Source organism: Burkholderia sp. AU4i, from assembly GCF_000466765.1.
GTDB classification, from domain to species: domain Bacteria; phylum Pseudomonadota; class Gammaproteobacteria; order Burkholderiales; family Burkholderiaceae; genus Burkholderia; species Burkholderia cepacia.
The window spans coordinates 17732-34778 of sequence record NZ_ASSI01000106.1 but is presented as its reverse complement, the minus strand read 5'-3'; the positions used below and the strand labels follow the sequence as shown (position 1 = coordinate 34778).

Here is a 17047-nt window from a genome sequence, read left to right as displayed (position 1 = left end):
GCCGCCCCGAAAAGGGGGTAGTGGACGTGGAGCGGCCTGTCCAAAGCCTGTCAGCGCATACCGATCGCCGTCAGAACTTGTACGTCGCGCCCACCTGCGCGAACCGGCCGATGTACGAATACACCGACGTGTCGTACCCGCTCTGGTCCAGCGTGCCGTTCGCGAAGATCGGGTCGTACGGCGGCGTGCGGTTGAAGAGGTTGTTGATGCCGCCGTAGATCGTCCAGTTCTTGAAGCCCGTGTAAGTCATCATCAGGTTGAACTGGCTGTACGAGCCGACCTTCGACGGCGCGGGCGCCGGCAGCAGGTTCTGCGCGTACGGGCCCGTGAACTGCCACGTCAGCGCCGCATCGAACTTCCGGTAGTTCCAGTCCAGCGTCGTGTTGCCGCGCCAGCGCGGGAAACTGCCGCCGAACGGCTGCGTGATCGTGAAGTTGTTGCCCGCGCCGTTGACCGGCGTACCGCCCGGGAAGCCGATCTTGTAGCTGTTGATGTACGCCCAGTCGCCCGACAGCGTGACCGTGCCCCAGCCCTTGAGCGGCAGGCCCTGGCGGAACGTGCCTTCGAAGCCGTTCGTGTCGAGGTAACCGAGGTTCTGGTACGGAATCATCTTGTACAGCAGCTGGCCCGTCGTAGGATCGGTCACGACCTGTGACGGCGCGCCCTGGCCGATCACGTTGTCGATGCGGATCTTGTACCAGTCGAAGCCGAGATCCGTGTAGCGGCTCGGCGATACCTGGAAGCCGATATTGAAGTTGCGCGTGCGTTCCGGCGCGAGGTTCGGGTTGCCGACGGTGATCGACGTGTAGTTCTGGCCGGTGGCCGGATCGACCTGGATGCCGAGCGTCTGCGACTTGCTGTCCTCGACGAAGGTCGGCGCGCGGAAGCCGCGGTTGTACGACGTATACAGCGTGAGGGCCTTGATCGGCTGGTAGCGCAACGCGAAGCGCGGCGAGAAGGCACCGCCCACGTCCGTGTAGTGGTCGTAGCGGCCGGCCTGGCTGAACGTCAGGTTCTCGAGGATCGGCACGTTGATCTGGTAATAGACGGCCGCGACGTTGCGCTGGCCGTTCACCGTCTCGAGGTCCGGGGTAACGACCGCCCCGCTCAGGTATTCGGAGCCCGGCGTCAGCACTTCGCTCTGGTGCGTGAACTGCGCGCCGAAACCGATCCCGACGTCGCCGGTCGGCAGATGGAACAGGTTCGGCGTCGACAGCGTCGCGTCGATCGTGTCGAGCTTCGAGACGCCGAGGTTGTTCGCTTCCTGGAACAGCCCGTTGAACGCGTTCGGCGTTGCCGCCGGGTTCGCGAAATTCAGCGTGCCGTTCTGGTAGATGTTGTTCAGCGCGTTGACGTTCAGCTGGTTCGTGAACACGTTCGACACCGTGCTCTGCGAGTGGCTGACCGACGTCGCCCAGTCCCAGTCGCCGTACGGCAGCGTGAACGACCCCTTGATGCCGGCGGCCGCACGCCAGTAGTTCGCCCAGGTCTTCTGCGCGACCGTGTTCGGAAACGCGTAGGTGAGCGGCGTGGCCGCGCCCGTCGTGTTGTACGGGTTGCTGACCGGTACCGTGTAGTTGAACGGCGACAGCAGCTTCGTCTGCGGATTCCAGACGAGCGCCGGGTTCTGCGGGTTGCCGATCACGTTGTTCCACAGGCCGTCGTTGGTCGTGGTCGTGTTGTAGCTCTCGAGGAAATCCGCGAACGCGGTCGTCTTGTCGTCGATCTTGAAGTCACCATGGAGCTTCGCGTTCAGGCGCTCGGTCATCGGCAGGATCGACGTGCTTTCGGCCGTGTTGTACGCGCAGACGGTGCCCGGCGAGCCGGACGACAGCGAATTCGATGCGGCCGGATGCACCGAGCCGCCGAACGGGCAGCCTCCGCTCAGCGCCTGCGCGACGCCGCCGGGCATGTTCCAGTACGACGGCGCGAGCAGCGAGAAGCCGCCCGGCTTGCCCGTGAAGTCCTGGTTGCGCGTCGAGTCGCGATCGGCCAGCGTGAAGCCGTTCGACTTGTAGTAGCTGAGCGCGGCCGTCACGTTGAAGCGGTCGGCGTTCAGGTCGCCGAAGCCGCCGAGCACGCCGAACTTCGTCGTGCCGTCGCCGTTGCCGGCATTGATCGCGCTGCCGAGGCTGCCGTCGAGCTGCAGGCCGCGGAAATTGTGTTTCGTGATGATGTTGACGACCCCGCCGATCGCGTCCGAACCGTACTGCGACACGGCGCCCGTCTTCACGATTTCGATCCGCTCGATATCGTTGAGCGGGATCGTGTTGAGGTCGAAGAACGAGTCGACGCTGTTCGAGAAGAATGCGTAAGGTGCGACGCGCTGGCCGTCGACCATCACGAGCGTGTACTTCTCGGACAGGCCGCGCAGCGCGATACCGGCCGCGCCGGCCGCGAAGTTGCCCGATTGCCCTTCACCCCAGCTGTTCGCCGAGTTGGCCGCCGCATCGCGCAGGAAGTCGGTGACGGTCACCGCGCCGCTGGCCTGGATTTCCTTCGGCGTGATCGTCTGCACCTGCTGGAAACCGGTCTTGTCGGCCTGCCGGATCAGCGACCCCGTCACTTCGAAGCGCTTGATCTGCGCGACCTTGCCCTGCCCGTTCGCACCGGGTGCGGCAGGCGCGGCCTCGGTTGCCGCACCCGCTGCCGCGTCGGGCGCCGTGGCGCCCGTGGCAGCGGCGGCGTCGGGCGTGCCGCCCGCCTGTGCAACGGTCACGGGCGCGCCGTTCGCGACCGCATCCGCGATCGCGACGGCGCCCGGCGCCGGCTGGCTCTGGGCAAACGCCGGCGGCGCCAATGCCGCCGTCAGCGCCAGCTCCGCCCAGACTATCCTCTTGATGGCCAACGCCAAAACTCTCTGCTTCATCTTGTTCCCTCTCGCTCGTAGTAAGACCCCACCTGCTGCGCGCCGGAACCTTGTGAATTCCTTGCGCGTCCTGGGTGCCCGTGTACCGGAACCCGCGATTGCCACGCCTTCGAATGCCACGCTTTCTACCGCCACGACTCGAACGGCTCGGCTTCGGGGCACCCGCGCCATTCAGCATCACCGTCGTTTTCTATTTTGATTCGCCATACTAAACACCTACATTGAGCGCATTGCCTGCTTCCTGCCGATCCGACCGGCATCCGCTGCCGATCGGGTACCTCTCCTTCCTGACGGCCCGCCGTGCCGGCCGCCCTTGCTAGAACAGCCTGGGCGTGCCGACCCAGACGATCACCGCCTCTTCGTCGGCCGTGTTGCGCCACGCATGCGGCATCGTCGACTCGTAATGCGCGGTATCGCCCTCGTTCAGCGTGAACGTGCAATCCTCGAGTGTCAGCGCCACCTGCCCGCGCAACACGTAGACGAATTCCTCGCCCGCGTGCGTCGTCATCTCGGACGACAACTGCCCCGCCGGCATCCTGACGAGGATCGCATCGAGCTTGCGGCCGTCCACCAGATTCGTCAGCCTGGCGAACCGGCTGGCCGAGTTCGTGAACTGGAAATACTGCAGCGCATCGCCGCGGCATACCGAGCGTGCCTCCGTCGGCGTGTCGATGAAGTACTGCATCGTCACACCCAGCGCCTTCGCGATCCGGACCAGCGACGTGATCGACGGCGTCGCCCGCCCACGCTCGACCTGCGACAGGAACGGCTTTGAAATGCCGGCGATCGTCGACGTTTCGTCGAGCGTGAGTTTCAGGCGCTGGCGCAGCGCCCGGATCTTGTTGCCTAGCGACACGGCGACGAGCACCGACTCATCAGGGGGCACAACCATGGGAAGACGGTCCCTCGCAGTCGAAATCGGTTTGATGTCGTCAAGCCTCGACCGATGCCGTGACGCTACCGGCCCGGCGCGATACCCGGCTGCACGCTGTCGCGGCGCGCAAGCCGCGCGTGGTGCGGCACGGCACCCGCATCGCGCAGTCGCGCCGATCCGGCACATTTCATTCGGTTTACTAATCAACAAGGCTGCCCCTTTTCCCTCGGCTGACCTGCCCTTCATGCGTCGGTGCCATTGCAGCGGCGCACCGATTTCCGCTCACCGACCACGCCCGCTCCCGCGCTGCGAGCCGCCGTGCCCGTGCGTTGCGTTAGCGGGAGGCCACCGCCGTCCAGAGCCGTGCGAGGTCGGCGGAACCGTCGGTGCCCTTGACGGTGCGCAGCACCTGAACCGCCCGCGCCTTCTGACCGGCCACGTAATACGCCTCGCCGAGCCGCAGTCGCGCCGCGTCCGGATGCTCGAGGCCGCCCTTCGCGATCGCCTGCTCCATCATCGGCAGCCCCTGCTGCGCCTTGCCTGCGAAGACGAGGTTCATGCCCGCGTCGATCGGCGCAGCCGGTGTCGCGGCGTCCCCGCCCGACTGCGCGCGCTTTGCCGCGAGCGCCTGCAGCCGTTTCTCGCGATCCGCCTGCGCGTCCTTGCCGAGTACGCCGGACGCGAACCCCTGGTCGATCACCTGCTTGCCTTCGGCGGGCAACCCTGCCACCAGCGCGAGCTGCGTCATCTCCATGTACGCATCGGCTGTCGCGAGCGAGCCCGTCGCCCGGCGCAACCGGTAGATGTCGAGATCGAGCGACGGCAGATACCCAGGGTTGCCGCGAATCGCCGTGACCATTTCGTCCCAGTACGCGGGGCTCGGGTGGTAAGCCACCAGCAGCCCGAGCGCACCGCGATATGCGTTGCCGTCCTTCACTTTTTGCGCACAGCTCGCAAGCATCTGCAACTGCCCTTCATCCGGCGCGTGTCCGCCGTTCGCCTGCGCGTCGGTGCTCGCCTTCAACTGGCTCACGAGCGGTGTGCAATCGTTTGACAGGTAGTACGACTGCGTGAGCAGCGTGCGCATTTCCGGATCGGATCCGCCGGCCTTCAGGTAGCGCTGCGCGATCCGGATCGCCAGCGGGTAGTTCTTCTGCTGGAAGTAGATGCCGGCCAGCGCCGCCGTGGTCCGCTGCTCGTCCTCGCCCGACAGCCGCCCCGAGTTCAGTACGGCCTCGTAGGCCTGCGCGGCCGTGCCCGAGTCGCCGGCCGCCATCGCGGCCGCGCCGCGCATTTCCTCCACCATGTAGGTTTCGTACGGCGTCCGGTTCGGCACGGCCGCTGCCTGGGCGATCTTGCCCAGTGCATCGCGATACTTGTGCGCCCGGTACAGGTCCTGTGCGGCCGCCAACGGTTTGGCCACGTCCGGCCGCAGCGCGTCCGCCGGCAATGCCGGGCGTCCGAGCAAGCTTGCCGCGCCGAGCGCCGCCACCGCCATCATCCGTTTCCATCGTCGCTGGTTCATCGGCTCGTCCGTGGCGTCATTGCATGAACTGTTCGTTGCCGATCAGGCCGATCTTGGTCGCGCCCACGCGTTGCGCGGATGCGAGCACGGCGGCCACGTCCTTGTACGGCACCAGCTTGTTGGGGCGCAGGTGGATTTCCGCCTGCACGGGTTCCGCCGCCACCTGGGTCAGTTTCGCCTCGAGCGCCGTGCGGTCCGGCACCGGTGCGCCGTTCCACGTCGTCGTGCCGTCGAAGTCGATGTCGATCTGCACGATTTCCGGCGGCGTGGCCGGCGGCGGCGGGTTACCCATCGGCAGGTCCATCTTCACCGAATGCATCTGAATCGGGATCGTGATGATCAGCATGATCAGCAACACCAGCATCACGTCGATCAGCGGCGTGGTGTTGATATCGACCATCACTTCCGGTTCGGCATTGCTTCCGCCCGAAGGCACATTCATTCCCATCGTCGACTCCTGTCGATCAGCGTTAGTGCTTCAGCACTTACGCTGGTCCCATGCTTCGCGGTCGATCAGCGTTCGTGCTTCAGCACTTACGCTGATCCCATGCTTCGCGGTCGATCAGCGTTGGTGCTTCAGCGCTTACGCTGCTCCCATGCTTCGTGGTCGACCAGCGTTAGTGCTTCAGCACTTACGCTGGTCCCATGCTTCGCGGTCGATCAGCGTTAGTGCTTCAGCACTTACGCTGATCCCATGCTTCGCGGTCGATCAGCATTAATGCTTCAGCACCTACGCCGACCCCATGCCCCAAGGCCGACCGGCGTCAGTGCATCCCCCCAGCCGCCAGCCCGCCCTCTCACCAAGGTTCCCGCCCACGACTAGCCGCCGCGTGCGGGCGGCTCCGTAATGAACGACAGTTTCGCAATCCCCGCGCGCTCGCACATCGTGACCACCCGGCCGATGAACTCGTAACGGGTGTTCTGGTCGCCCCGCACGTGGACGCTCGGCTGCGGCTGCTGCTGCGATACGTCCTTCAGCTTCGCGAGCAGTGTCTGCGCATCCACCAGCTGTTCGCCCCAGAAGAAGTCGCCATCGCGGTTCACCGCGATCTCGATGCTCTTCGGCGTCGTCTGCAGCGGTTGCACCGTCTCCTTCGGCAACTGAAGCTGGATCGTGTGCGTCACGACCGGGATCGTGATCAGGAAAATGATCAGCAACACCAGCATCACGTCGACGAGCGGCGTCGTGTTGATGTTGGCGATCACCTCGTCGCTGTCGTCCTGCCCGACGTTCATGGCCATCGCGCGTCTCCGTCAGGCGGTCAGTTCGCAAGCGACGCCGCGGCCGGCGACGAGGACGCCGCGCGTACCGGGCGCCGATTGCCGGCCAGCAACACCGTATGCAGTTGCGCGCCGAAGTTGCGAACCCGCTCCATCACCGACTTGTTGCGCCGGACCAGGAAGTTGTAGCCGAGCACCGCGGGCACCGCGACGGCGAGGCCGATCGCGGTCATGATGAGCGCCTCGCCCACCGGGCCCGCGACCTTGTCGATCGACGCCTGGCCGGCGATACCGATCGCGGTCAGCGCGTGATAAATCCCCCAGACCGTGCCGAACAGCCCGACGAACGGCGCCGTGGAGCCCACCGTGGCCAGGAATGCGAGCCCGTCCTGCATCCGGTTCGACACGTTCGTGATCGAGCGCTCGACCGACACGTCGATCCACGTGTTGCGGTCCACGGCTTCCAGCAGCGCATCTTCATGGTGCTCGCCGGCCTCGATCGCCGTTTCGGCGATGAAGCGGAACGGCGAGGCCTCGTCGAGGAGCCTGGCGCCCTCGGCCAGCGACGGTGCGGACCAGAGCTGCGCATCTGCCAGTTTCGCGCGGCGATTGGCGCGCAACTGCTCCAGGAACTTCGTGATCATGATGTACCAGCTCCCCATCGACATGATCACCAGCAGGATCAGCACGAAACGGGCGACGAAGTCGCCGTTCTTCCACAACGCGCCGAGCCCGTACGGGTTCTCGACTGCTTCCGTCGTGGCCGGCGCGGGCGGCGGAGCCGGTTCGGCGGCGGCCGGAGCCGTGGCCGGTGCGGCAGACGGCGCCGCCTGTGCCGCCGTGCCGGCCGCGCCGCTTGCCTGCGCATGGGCGAGCTGCGGCGCAACGAATCCGTCGACTGCGACGACGGACATCAGGATGCTTGCCGCCAACGCGGCCAGTGAACGCTTCGTCATACCCCACTCCAGTTATTTCGGTGAACTTAATACGTCAGTTCGTGATGGTTTTTCCCGACCCGGTTCGCGCCGGGCCGCCCACTGCATCAATTCAGATTGAACGAGAACGGCACCTGGACCCGCACCGACTGGCCCTGCGCGACGCACTTGAATCGTTTTACGGTGTTGTAGGCAGCGCGATCGAGGACCGGATCGGCCGACTGCGCCACGCGCTCGTTCGTGATGTTCCCTTCCGCATCCACGACGAATTCGATCGTCACGTCACCCGTGATGTTGTTTTCCTGCGCTTCCTTCGGATACTGGATCGACGCGCGAAGCGCATCCGAATTCGGGCACACGACACCCACGTCATGGCTGACGGGCTTGGCGGGCGCCGGGGGCGCCACGACCGGTGCCTGCACGGCCGGCGCGGTGGGTACCGGGGCCGACTGGTGCGTGATCGTCGCCTGCGGCGGCGCCTGCACCGGCACTTCCGGCGGCGGGACGAACGGCGGCGGCGGCGGCGCGAACTTCGGCGGCGGGAGCTTGACCACGGGCATCGGCGGTGGCGGCGGCGGCTTGACCGGCTCGATGATGCGGGTTTCGATCGGGTGCTGGATCACCTGCACGACTTTCGTCGCCAGGCCGTTGAGCAGCGCGTAGATCAGCACTGCATGCAGCACCAGGACGATTCCGATGCCGCCGAACCGGCGTACCGGATTCTGTTGCTTCTTGCCGAACTCTCGCGGACGGCCCAGCGTAGCCAGTCCGCTGTTCGACGTAACCAGACCTTCTTCGACTTTCATGCCCACCATCCATCCCCCAAGCGATTCGCCCAGTTTCGGATTGCTGCCGGCGGCGAAACCAGGTCGGCATCGCCACCGCATCCACCCGAACATTTCATTTCAAATTCAATTTGCAATCCGAATTGAAAGAATTGCATTCGAATTCCAATACATTCTTTTTCAAGGAATCGTTCCGGCCGGCGCGGCCCGGTGTTTGCACCGGAAAACCACGCGCCTGCACGTTCAGGCAATTGTCAGCTGAGCGGGCGGCACCGCGTGTTTCGTATGACGATTCGCCGTTCGTTACACGGTGATGTCATTGGCGCCGTTCACTTGGGTGCAGAAGATAGCAAGGAAAAAATTTTGCCGTCAAACTTTATTTGATACCCGAATACAAAGTTTGGAGGGGATATTCAAATAATATTCCGGTAAGCACAAATACAACTTTTATTATTCAATTGGTAATTGAATTGTATGGGTATATGCAAAAACGGATATTGATCCGCTTCAACATAAATATCGGCATATCTCCTGCACCGCACCAAAAAAGGGCATTCGAACAATTATCTCGAGGATGCATCCCCCGCCTCGTCATCGCCCGCATGTCGACGGACATGCCGGTCGACCGCCTCGAACTGGCCGGGATCGTTTCCTCAAGGACGGCGTACCAGCGATGCCGTACCCGAGGTACCCAAAACAGTTAATCTGGAATGCGACATAAATTCAGGATTGCTCGTCGGATTAAAACACATGACCAAACACTTCGCACATCGAATTAACTATCCGGCGACCTGCCCACTGACAGGACCTGCACCCCTGTCACACACGCACTGACAATTGCCCGTTCACCGCACGCGTCAGGACTGCATGCCCTGCATCTTGTGCGAGAAATGCGCACGCTCGGCCGTCTCCATCAGCGTCAGGAATTCATCCTGCATCATGTGGATCAGCGCTTCGTGGTCGCCGGCCTCGAAATAGACTTCCGGCTGCTGTGCAAGACGTTCCTCGAGAAACGTCTTCATGCCGTATGCCATGCAGACCGGCGGCAGCGCACCCATGTCGCAATCCTTGAACAGTTCGCGCAGTTCGACCTCGCGGGCGAGCACGAGATGGCGTCCCGTCTTCACCCAGAGATCCGACAGGCGCACGGCATGCGTAGTCGGCAACACGGCTGCGACGTAGCCTTCGTCGTCTTCGAGGAGCACGGTTTTCGCGAGGCGATCGCCGGGGATATGCGCGGCGGCGGCCGTCTCCATGCTCGTATGGCTATAGGGGTGGTACACCACTTCATACCGCGATGACTTCTGGCGCAGGCAATCCTGCAGGGTGGCTGATACTGGCATGGCACACCTCGTCTGGGCGAATCGGGCGAACGGCGTTCGCTCCGGATTTGTTCAGCATAGGTCGCATTCGAGCCAATGGAAACGCCGCCTCACCCCTAGCTCATTCGGGCTCCCGTTCCGGTTCCAACCCTTTTTCGCGCAGCCATTCGCGATTGAAGAGCCGCGCACGATAGATGTCGCCGCGATCGCACAGCAAAGTCACGATCGTATGCCCCGGGCCCATCCTGCGGGCCAGCCAGACCGCCGCCGCGACGTTGATTCCGCTCGATCCGCCGACGTACAGCCCTTCTTCGCGCAGCAGCCGGTAGACCATCGTCACGCACTGCGAATCATCGATCCTCACGGCGTCGTCGATCGGTGCACCGGCCAGATTCGCGGTGACCCGCGTCGAGCCGATGCCTTCGGTGATCGAACTGCCTTCGGCACCGAGGTCGCCCGTTTTCACGTAACCGTAGAGCCCGCTGCCGTGCGGATCGGCCAGCACGATCCGGACCTCCGGATCCTGCTCCTTCAGGTAGCGGCTCACGCCCGCCAGCGTGCCGCCCGTGCCGGTTGCGCAGACGAACGCATCGACCGTGCCCGCCGTATCGCGCCAGATTTCCGGTCCGGTCGTCTCGTAGTGCGCCTGCCGGTTGACGACGTTGTCGAACTGGTTGGCCCATACCGCGTTGTCGAGTTCGTCCGCGAGCCGCCCGGCAATCTTCTGATAGTTGTTCGGGTCGCGATACGGCGCCGCCGGCACCGGGCGCACGTCGGCGCCGAGCGTGCGCAGGATCGCCATCTTGTCCGGCGATTGCGTGTCGGGAATCACGATCACGCAGCGATAACCGCGCGCCGCGCAGATGTGCGCAAGACCGATGCCCGTGTTGCCCGCCGTGCCCTCGACGACGGTGCCGCCCGGCTTCAGTGCGCCGCGCTGCTCGGCGTCGCGGATGATGTAGAGCGCCGCGCGATCCTTCACCGAACCGCCCGGATTCATGAATTCCGCCTTGCCCAGGATTTCGCAGCCCGTTTCGGCGCTGAGCTTCGCCAGCCGGATCAACGGCGTGCGTCCCACGCAGTCGACGAAGCCGTGTCGCACGTCCATGTTGCCCTCCGTTGCATTCGCGCTCGCGCGCCCTACACAACCAAGGATAGGACGCGTCGCTTTCGACGCCAGCCGCCGCGTACTAAGCTTGGAGAGCCCATTGCGGCGCGCGCGCCGCATCGCCAGACGAGGTCCGCCATGCTGCAATTCGAAACCGTCACCGTCGACAAACCCGAGGCCGTGAATTTCATCCTCGGCCAGTCGCATTTCATCAAGTCCGTCGAGGACATCCACGAGACGCTGGTCGGCACCGTGCCGGGCATTCGTTTCGGGCTCGCATTCTGCGAGGCATCGGGCAAACGTCTCGTGCGCCGCTCCGGCACCGATGCGGAACTCGTCGAACTCGCGTGCCGCAACGCCCTTGCGATCGGCGCCGGTCACGCGTTCATCGTGTTCCTCGGCGACGGTTTCTATCCGGCCAACGTGCTCAATGCGATCAAGGCCGTGCCGGAGGTCTGCCGGATCTACTGCGCGACCGCGAACCCGACCGACGTGATCGTCGCGGAAAGCGCGCAGGGACGCGGGATCGCCGGTGTCGTCGACGGCTTTCCGCCGCTCGGCGTCGAGAACGACGACGACGTGCGCTGGCGCAAGGATCTGCTGCGCACGATCGGATACAAGGCGTAGGTGCGGGCCGCCGGAGCGGCCGCGGCGCATACACCGAGCTTCCGTCAGGGCCTGCCCTGCAGACGTGACCGCATCGTCGATGCGGACCGCGTCTCCCGGCCCTGCGAAACAAGAAGAAAAAGCGGTGGGATCAAAGGCGCGACCGCGGTCAGGATTTCCGGTTGCGGAGTTGGCTGACCGTTAGTTGCAATTCAGGGAACGGGATTACGCTCCCGGTGGGGACGCGCCGGCCACCCGGCTGTCCTATACTGGCCGCAACAGACTGACCGGCAGCCGCGCCGACACGACGACCGCGCCGCCGTCCCTTCCCGGAGCCACGCATGCATTACCAGCTGATCTACGAACTCGTCGACGATTACCTGTCGCGGCGCGAACCGTTCCGCGCCGAACATCTCGCGCTTGCACAGGCCGCGACCGAGCGCGGCGAACTCGTGCTCGCCGGCGCGCTGTCGGACCCGGCCGACCAGGCCGTGCTCGTGTTCGAAGGCGATTCGCCGGAGGCGGCCGAGTCGTTCGCGCGCGCCGATCCGTATGTGCAGAACGGCCTCGTGAAATCGTGGCGTGTGCGTCCGTGGCGCGTCGTGATCGGCAAGCACGCGCCGCGCTAGGCGCGACGCGGGACTACAGCCACCCTGCCCGCTTGAAACGCCACCACAGCGCGAAGTCGGCGACGACCATCACCGCGATGCAGCCGTAGAAACCGTATTTCAGGTGCAGTTCGGGCATGTTCGCGAAGTTCATCCCGTAGATGCCGGCGATCATCGTCGGTATCGCGAACAGCGCGGCGAACGAACCGAGCCGCTTCGTCACTTCGTTCTCGGCCAGCGAGATCATCCCGAGGTTGACCTGGATCGCCGTGACGACCATCTCGCGGCGCCCTTCGATCGTCTTCACGATCCGCTGCAGATGGTCGTACACGTCGCGGAAATAAGCCGCCATCCCGCTGCAGACCTGCGGCACGCGTCCGCCGGTGAGTTTCGCGAGCGGCTCGATCAGCGGCGCCGTGTGCTGGTACAGCATCACGAGCCGGCGCTTCAGCGAATAGAGATCCTCGATGATCGCGCGCGACGACGCGGGCGTCGCCTTCGCGAAGATCCGATCCTCGAGTTCCTCGAGCTCGGTGCCGAGCGTTTCGAGGATCGGGAAATAGCGGTCGACGACCTGGTCCATCAGCGCGTAGAACACGAATGCCGAGCCTTCCCGCAGCAGATGCGGCTCGTGCTCGCAGCGCTTGCGCACGTCGCGGAAGTCCTGCTCGGTGTGGTTGCGGATCGACAGCACGTAGTTCGGGCCGACGAACACGTTCAGCTCGCCCACCTTGAATTCGCCGTCGCCATCGAGCTCGACCGTATGCAGCACCGCGAACAGCGAATCGCCGTACTCCTCTATCTTCGGCCGCTGGTGCCCCTTGCGGGCATCCTCGAGTGCGAGCTCGTGCAGCCCGAACTCCTCGCCCATCAGGTCGATTTCCTCGGGCGTCGGATCCTTCAGCGCGACCCACACGAAGCATTCGGGCTTCGACACGTAGTCGCTGATGGCGTCGATATCGATGTCGGCCAGCTTGCGGCCGTCCTGGTATGCAGCACAGTTGATCAGCATGGTGCCTCTGATGTTGCGGTTTGCGCATCAGTTTACCGGTTTGCTGCGCGGGCGGCCCGGCTTGCGCGGCACGACGATATTGGTCATGATCGGGCTGCGTGCGCCGCAGCACGCGCATCAGGACACTGCGGCCCAACCGTCAAGGAGACAGACCCATGTGGTATTTCTCGTGGATACTCGGCATCGGCGTGGCGCTCGGCTTCGGCATCATCAACGCGATGTGGCTGGAGGCGGAAGTGTTCTCGCGCGGCGACAAGCGCAACGGTACGCCGAGCCCGCGGCCGGGAGGCAAGGCTTCGTGACGCACCTGGTGTTCTTCTGCGGTCACGCCGGCACCGGCAAGACCACGCTCGCGAAGCGGCTCATCGGGCCGCTGATGCGCGCGACCGGCGAGGCCTTCTGCCTGCTCGACAAGGACACGCTGTACGGCCGCTACAGCTCGGCCGCGATGGGTGCGCTCACCGAGGATCCGAACGACCGCGACAGCCCGCTCTACCTGAAGCACCTGCGCGATCCCGAATACCAGGGCCTGCTCGACACGGCGCGCGAAAACCTCGCGCTGGGCATCGGCGCGCTCGTCGTCGGCCCGCTGTCGCGCGAAGTGCGCGATCGCCGCATTCTCGACCGCGCATGGCTCGGCATCGCCCCCGACGTCACGCTGACGGTCGTCTGGGTCTACACGTCGGAAGACGTCGCGCACCAGCGGATCGTCGCACGCGGCAACCCGAACGATGCCTACAAGCTCGCGCACTGGGACGAATACCGGCAGCGCCGCTTTGTGCCGACCGGCCACGAATGCGACGGCATCGTGATGTTCGACAACACCGCGCCCTCCGACGCCGACATCGATACGCTGCTGTACCGCATCGCGCCGCCCCCGCCCGCGGCGACGATCGTCCCGCCGCTGCCGGCCTGATCGCCCCTCCTTTTCGTTCCCGCAAAAAAACAACGCCGGAAGCGCTGCTGCGCTCCCGGCGTCGTACGGCCCTCGTTCCTGAGGCTGGCGGACGGTCAGGCCACCGCGTGCACGCGCTCCATCGTGCCGCCTTCGTACAGCTTGCCGAAGCGGTTCGACAGGAACGCCTTCAGCGACACCTTTTCCTGCGGGATGAAACCGCTTTGCGGCAGCTTCTTCTCGCGGAACAGATCCAGCACCGCGCACATCGCGCCGGCCGTCGTGATCTGGATCGCGCTCATGTGCATCCCGCACACGTCCTTCGCGAAGATCTTGCGCGTGAACACGTCCTGCACGAGCTGGCCGTCCTTCACGCCCGTCACGGTGATGAACACCAGCACGACGTCCTGCTTCGTCGACGGCACCGCGCGGCGCATGATCGACTTCAGCGTGTCGCGGTCGGTCGACAGGCGCAGGTCCTCGAGCAGGAACTGCACGAGATCGCGGTGGCCCGGGTAGCGCACCGACTTGTAGTCGAGCGTCTCGACCTTGCCCGACAGCGTTTCGCACAGCGTGCCGAGGCCGCCCGACGTGTTGAACGCTTCGTATTCGGTACCGTCGAGCGAGAAGTGCTCGAGGCCTTCGAGCGGCTGCACCCACTGCTTGCGGCCGTCGCGGATCGCTTCGCACGGCTGGCAGTATTCGTTGATCAGGCCGTCGACGCTCCACGTCAGGTTGTACTTCAGCGCGTTGGTCGGATACTCGGGCAACGCGCCGACGCGCATCTTCACGTCGCGCACTTCGGTGAAGCCGTTCACCAGTTCATGCGCAGCGAGACCGATGAAGCCCGGTGCGAGGCCGCACTGCGGCATGAACGCACGGTCGGAGCCTTCGGCCAGCTCGCGGATCGCGTGGGTCGCCCGCACGTCTTCGGTCAGGTCGAAGTAGTGGACGCCGGCGGCCTTAGCGGCGGCGGCGACGTTGACCGCGAGGTAATAAGGCAGCGCATTGACGAGCGCATCGAAACCCTTCACTGCTTCGCGAATCGCGTTGGCGTCGGCCGAATCGACCCGTTGCGTCGCGATGCCTTCGCGCGACAGCTTCGCGAGCGCATCCGCATCGCGGTCGAACGCGACGACTTCGTAGTCGCCCGTTTCACGCAGCATGTGAGCAATGGTGTGGCCGATCAGACCTGCGCCGACGATGGCGATTTTCATGCGCTTATCTCCTGATGATGGGTTTGATGTAGTGGACGGCGTTGAGCCATGAACACAGTTTAGGGACGCGCAAAATCAGTTCCAAGACGAAGAATGATGCGAAACGACCGATAATTTCGACGTTACGACGACGCATTTCGTCGAAACGGCGAAACGAGGGTTTTTCACCCGCTACGGGCCCGCCGAACGCACGCCGCACTGGCTGAACAAGGTGCCCGACTTCGTGCTGTCGCTCCGGATCGGCAAGATCATGTCGACCACGGTCGGCGAAACCGGCGCGGACGTTCTCGCAGTCAACGTGGGGCTCGGCCGGATCGTGACGCGCATCGCGATGGCGCCGTGGATGCAGTTGCGTACGCACTGCGATGTGCCGTGGATCTGCCAGGCAACGGTGGTGCTGGTCAACATCGTCGGTACGCGAATCACCGACCTGCGCATCGTCGGAGTGAACGTCAGCCTCCGAGCGAGCGCGCCGTGTTGGTCGTCGCGCCGGTCGGCGATCTGCTCTCGCAAGCGCGCAACGATGCGGTGCCCGGTTTCGCAGCGGCATGGACGATCCCGCCGTTCCCGACCGCGATCGTGCTGCCCGTCGCGAACCGGCTGAGCGTCGACATCACGCTCGCCCGTGCAAACGAAGCGCAGTCGTGCGGGTGGGCACATCCCGGTGCGGATTCCGCTTGCGGGGCGCCTGGCACGACGCAGCCCGGCAGTCGGGCCGATACGACAGCACAACAAGCGCGGCGCAATGAACGCCGCGCCTGAACGTCAGCCGCCGATCGTCCCGCGATCGATCTTGCGCGACAGGATGATCGACGTCGTCGTGCGCTCGACGCCTTCGAGCGTGCCGATCTGGTCGAGCAGGTCGTTGAGCCGTTCGGGAGAATCGGCGCGCAGCCATGCGACGTAGTCGTACTCGCCGCTCACCGCGCACAGCAGTTGCACCTCGGGCATCCGGTCGAGCTTGCGCAACACGTCCTTGCCGAACTTCGGCGTGAGGATGATGCCGACATACGCGTAAATGCTCGCGTCGAGCACGTCCTGCCCGAGCCGGACGCTGTAGCCGGCGATCACGTTGGTCCGTTCGAGCCGCGCGATGCGTGCGACGACCGTCGTGCGCGCGACGTCGAGCTGGCGCGCGAGATCCGCGACGCTGGCGCGCGCATCGGCCTGCAGCAGCGCGACGAGTTGCCGGTCGAGATCGTCGAGTTGGTCGAGACGGGGTGGACGCATGAGGCTGGGCCGGGGCACGACGTGCCGGCAAAGTGGAAGGTGACGCGATGATAGCGCCGAACGCCGGCCCGCCCAAACGGCATCGCCCGGAACCGATTCGAACCTTTCAATTTCGATTCGTATCGGATGTAAGCAAGTGTCGCATTCACTGCTGCGCCGCACTCGACGTGCTACTAATAGCAGGCGACGCGAGATGCGCGCTTGCGGCAATTGCCGCCGCGCGCGCTCGCCAGACACCACCCCGGAGAGCCAACCATGAAGAAAATTTCGCTCACCCTCGCTACGCTCGCCGTTGCAGCCAGCGCGTTCGCGCAAACCCCGGCGCAGCCGCAAGCGCCCGCTCAGGCCACGACGGCCGCGGCCGCGGCTTCGGCCCCGAGCGCCGAGCAGCGCGAGGCGCGCCATGAAGCCCGCGTCGAGCAGCGCATCAAGTACCTGCACGACCAGCTGAAGATCACGTCGGCGCAGGAGCCGCAGTGGAAGACGTTCGCCGACACGATGCGCGGCAACGGCGACACGATGGGCCGTCTCTATCGTGAACGGATGGCCAGGCACGACGTCTCCGCACTCGACGACATGAAGCAGTATGCGGAACTGTCGCAGGCGAACGCGGACGGCGCGAAGAAGCTCGCCGACGCCTTCGCACCGCTCTACGAGAGTTTCCCGGCCGACCAGAAGGCACTGGCCGACACGACGTTCCGCAGCTGGCTGCACCACGGCGGCGAGCATCGTGGCAAGGGCAAGACGAAGGGCAAGGAAGGCAAGGCGGCAGCCGCGCCGGCCGCCAGCGCACCCGCGCAGCCCTGACGCCCGCCCTGCCGGCGCCGCCGGCATCGTATA

Annotated in this window: 20 protein-coding genes; 7 read left to right on the top strand and 13 right to left on the bottom strand. The window is 64.9% G+C overall.

Features of this window, described 5'->3' with window-relative positions:
• Positions 1-70: 70 nt before the first annotated feature.
• The 7 genes from L810_RS24135 to L810_RS24105 all read right to left on the bottom strand — a co-directional run bounded on the left by L810_RS24135 (position 71) and on the right by L810_RS24105 (position 8230).
• Positions 71-2869, bottom strand: coding sequence for a TonB-dependent receptor (locus L810_RS24135; protein ID WP_042975882.1), 2799 nt, complete (start codon positions 2867-2869; stop codon positions 71-73).
• Positions 2870-3185: 316 nt separating this feature from the next.
• Positions 3186-3761 carry a helix-turn-helix domain-containing protein gene (locus tag L810_RS24130; protein WP_042975880.1) on the bottom strand — a complete coding sequence of 192 codons (576 nt, stop codon included), beginning with the start codon at positions 3759-3761 and terminating at the stop codon, positions 3186-3188.
• 316 nt (positions 3762-4077) lie between these two features.
• Positions 4078-5268 carry a tetratricopeptide repeat protein gene (locus tag L810_RS24125; RefSeq protein WP_021160937.1) on the bottom strand — a complete coding sequence of 397 codons (1191 nt, stop codon included), beginning with the start codon at positions 5266-5268 and terminating at the stop codon, positions 4078-4080.
• A 16-nt stretch (positions 5269-5284) separates the two neighbouring features.
• Positions 5285-5716 carry an ExbD/TolR family protein gene (locus L810_RS24120; RefSeq protein ID WP_021160936.1) on the bottom strand — a complete coding sequence of 144 codons (432 nt, stop codon included), beginning with the start codon at positions 5714-5716 and terminating at the stop codon, positions 5285-5287.
• Between the two features lie 371 nt (positions 5717-6087).
• Positions 6088-6510, bottom strand: a complete 423-nt coding sequence (locus tag L810_RS24115) for an ExbD/TolR family protein (RefSeq protein ID WP_021160935.1) — start codon at positions 6508-6510, stop codon at positions 6088-6090.
• Positions 6511-6530: 20 nt separating this feature from the next.
• Positions 6531-7445, bottom strand: coding sequence for a MotA/TolQ/ExbB proton channel family protein (locus tag L810_RS24110; RefSeq protein WP_021160934.1), 915 nt, complete (start codon positions 7443-7445; stop codon positions 6531-6533).
• 86 nt (positions 7446-7531) lie between these two features.
• Entirely contained in the window at positions 7532-8230 is a 699-nt protein-coding gene (locus L810_RS24105) for an energy transducer TonB (protein ID WP_042975914.1), read from the bottom strand.
• Here L810_RS24105 and L810_RS47475 point away from each other — a divergent pair.
• Entirely contained in the window at positions 8229-8471 is a 243-nt protein-coding gene (locus L810_RS47475) for a hypothetical protein (RefSeq protein ID WP_124467399.1), read from the top strand. The two genes, L810_RS24105 and L810_RS47475, sit on opposite strands and share 2 nt — an antisense overlap.
• A 595-nt stretch (positions 8472-9066) precedes the next feature.
• On the opposite strand, the gene L810_RS24100 is transcribed toward L810_RS47475, so the two are convergent.
• Positions 9067-9552, bottom strand: coding sequence for an aminoacyl-tRNA deacylase (locus L810_RS24100; protein WP_027787328.1), 486 nt, complete (start codon positions 9550-9552; stop codon positions 9067-9069).
• A 100-nt stretch (positions 9553-9652) separates the two neighbouring features.
• Positions 9653-10639, bottom strand: coding sequence for a cysteine synthase A (locus L810_RS24095; protein WP_021160930.1), 987 nt, complete (start codon positions 10637-10639; stop codon positions 9653-9655).
• 138 nt (positions 10640-10777) lie between these two features.
• On the opposite strand from L810_RS24095, the gene L810_RS24090 reads away from it, so the two are divergent.
• Positions 10778-11266 carry an adenosine-specific kinase gene (locus tag L810_RS24090; RefSeq protein ID WP_021160929.1) on the top strand — a complete coding sequence of 163 codons (489 nt, stop codon included), beginning with the start codon at positions 10778-10780 and terminating at the stop codon, positions 11264-11266.
• Positions 11267-11586: 320 nt separating this feature from the next.
• A complete protein-coding gene (locus L810_RS24085) occupies positions 11587-11874 on the top strand; it encodes a YciI-like protein (RefSeq protein ID WP_021160928.1) in 288 nt (95 codons plus the stop codon).
• 13 nt (positions 11875-11887) lie between these two features.
• On the opposite strand, the gene corA is transcribed toward L810_RS24085, so the two are convergent.
• On the bottom strand, positions 11888-12865 hold the full coding sequence (corA, locus tag L810_RS24080) for a magnesium/cobalt transporter CorA (protein WP_021160927.1): 978 nt from the start codon (positions 12863-12865) through the stop codon (positions 11888-11890).
• A 155-nt stretch (positions 12866-13020) separates the two neighbouring features.
• Here corA and cydX point away from each other — a divergent pair, with 155 nt between their 5' ends.
• The gene (gene cydX, locus L810_RS44340) at positions 13021-13167 is read left to right on the top strand and encodes a cytochrome bd-I oxidase subunit CydX (protein WP_021160926.1); all 147 of its coding nucleotides are present in this window, start codon (positions 13021-13023) and stop codon (positions 13165-13167) included.
• Positions 13164-13781: an AAA family ATPase gene (locus L810_RS24070; protein ID WP_021160925.1), complete on the top strand. Its 618-nt coding sequence runs from the start codon at positions 13164-13166 to the stop codon at positions 13779-13781. Before cydX ends, L810_RS24070 begins: the two co-directional genes overlap by 4 nt.
• A 95-nt stretch (positions 13782-13876) precedes the next feature.
• On the opposite strand, the gene L810_RS24065 is transcribed toward L810_RS24070, so the two are convergent.
• A complete protein-coding gene (locus L810_RS24065; protein ID WP_021160924.1) occupies positions 13877-14977 on the bottom strand; it encodes a saccharopine dehydrogenase family protein in 1101 nt (366 codons plus the stop codon).
• 4 nt (positions 14978-14981) lie between these two features.
• Positions 14982-15338, bottom strand: a complete 357-nt coding sequence (locus L810_RS49645; RefSeq protein WP_155836346.1) for a hypothetical protein — start codon at positions 15336-15338, stop codon at positions 14982-14984.
• A 113-nt stretch (positions 15339-15451) separates the two neighbouring features.
• Here L810_RS49645 and L810_RS24055 point away from each other — a divergent pair, with 113 nt between their 5' ends.
• The gene (locus L810_RS24055) at positions 15452-15739 is read left to right on the top strand and encodes a hypothetical protein (protein WP_042975873.1); all 288 of its coding nucleotides are present in this window, start codon (positions 15452-15454) and stop codon (positions 15737-15739) included.
• Positions 15740-15742: 3 nt separating this feature from the next.
• On the opposite strand, the gene L810_RS24050 is transcribed toward L810_RS24055, so the two are convergent.
• Positions 15743-16207 carry an Lrp/AsnC family transcriptional regulator gene (locus L810_RS24050; protein ID WP_006481526.1) on the bottom strand — a complete coding sequence of 155 codons (465 nt, stop codon included), beginning with the start codon at positions 16205-16207 and terminating at the stop codon, positions 15743-15745.
• Positions 16208-16462: 255 nt separating this feature from the next.
• Between L810_RS24050 and L810_RS24045 the strand changes: the two genes are divergently transcribed.
• Positions 16463-17014, top strand: a complete 552-nt coding sequence (locus tag L810_RS24045) for a Spy/CpxP family protein refolding chaperone (RefSeq protein ID WP_021160922.1) — start codon at positions 16463-16465, stop codon at positions 17012-17014.
• Positions 17015-17047 lie beyond the last annotated feature (33 nt).

Excerpts from the sequence above, each read along its gene's own strand:
- L810_RS24050 (WP_006481526.1), bottom strand. The coding sequence starts at position 16,207 with ATGCGTCCACCCCGTCTCGACCAACTCGACGATCTCGACCGGCAACTC.
- L810_RS24120 (WP_021160936.1), bottom strand. The coding sequence starts at position 5,716 with ATGGGAATGAATGTGCCTTCGGGCGGAAGCAATGCCGAACCGGAAGTG.
- L810_RS24130 (WP_042975880.1), bottom strand. The coding sequence starts at position 3,761 with ATGGTTGTGCCCCCTGATGAGTCGGTGCTCGTCGCCGTGTCGCTAGGC.
- L810_RS24065 (WP_021160924.1), bottom strand. The coding sequence starts at position 14,977 with ATGAAAATCGCCATCGTCGGCGCAGGTCTGATCGGCCACACCATTGCT.
- L810_RS24100 (WP_027787328.1), bottom strand. The coding sequence starts at position 9,552 with ATGCCAGTATCAGCCACCCTGCAGGATTGCCTGCGCCAGAAGTCATCG.
- L810_RS24045 (WP_021160922.1), top strand. The coding sequence starts at position 16,463 with ATGAAGAAAATTTCGCTCACCCTCGCTACGCTCGCCGTTGCAGCCAGC.
- L810_RS24090 (WP_021160929.1), top strand. The coding sequence starts at position 10,778 with ATGCTGCAATTCGAAACCGTCACCGTCGACAAACCCGAGGCCGTGAAT.
- L810_RS24095 (WP_021160930.1), bottom strand. The coding sequence starts at position 10,639 with ATGGACGTGCGACACGGCTTCGTCGACTGCGTGGGACGCACGCCGTTG.
- L810_RS24110 (WP_021160934.1), bottom strand. The coding sequence starts at position 7,445 with ATGACGAAGCGTTCACTGGCCGCGTTGGCGGCAAGCATCCTGATGTCC.
- L810_RS24135 (WP_042975882.1), bottom strand. The coding sequence starts at position 2,869 with ATGAAGCAGAGAGTTTTGGCGTTGGCCATCAAGAGGATAGTCTGGGCG.
- L810_RS24085 (WP_021160928.1), top strand. The coding sequence starts at position 11,587 with ATGCATTACCAGCTGATCTACGAACTCGTCGACGATTACCTGTCGCGG.
- L810_RS24125 (WP_021160937.1), bottom strand. The coding sequence starts at position 5,268 with ATGAACCAGCGACGATGGAAACGGATGATGGCGGTGGCGGCGCTCGGC.
- L810_RS47475 (WP_124467399.1), top strand. The coding sequence starts at position 8,229 with ATGCCCACCATCCATCCCCCAAGCGATTCGCCCAGTTTCGGATTGCTG.
- L810_RS24115 (WP_021160935.1), bottom strand. The coding sequence starts at position 6,510 with ATGGCCATGAACGTCGGGCAGGACGACAGCGACGAGGTGATCGCCAAC.
- cydX (WP_021160926.1), top strand. The coding sequence starts at position 13,021 with ATGTGGTATTTCTCGTGGATACTCGGCATCGGCGTGGCGCTCGGCTTC.
- L810_RS24105 (WP_042975914.1), bottom strand. The coding sequence starts at position 8,230 with ATGAAAGTCGAAGAAGGTCTGGTTACGTCGAACAGCGGACTGGCTACG.
- corA (WP_021160927.1), bottom strand. The coding sequence starts at position 12,865 with ATGCTGATCAACTGTGCTGCATACCAGGACGGCCGCAAGCTGGCCGAC.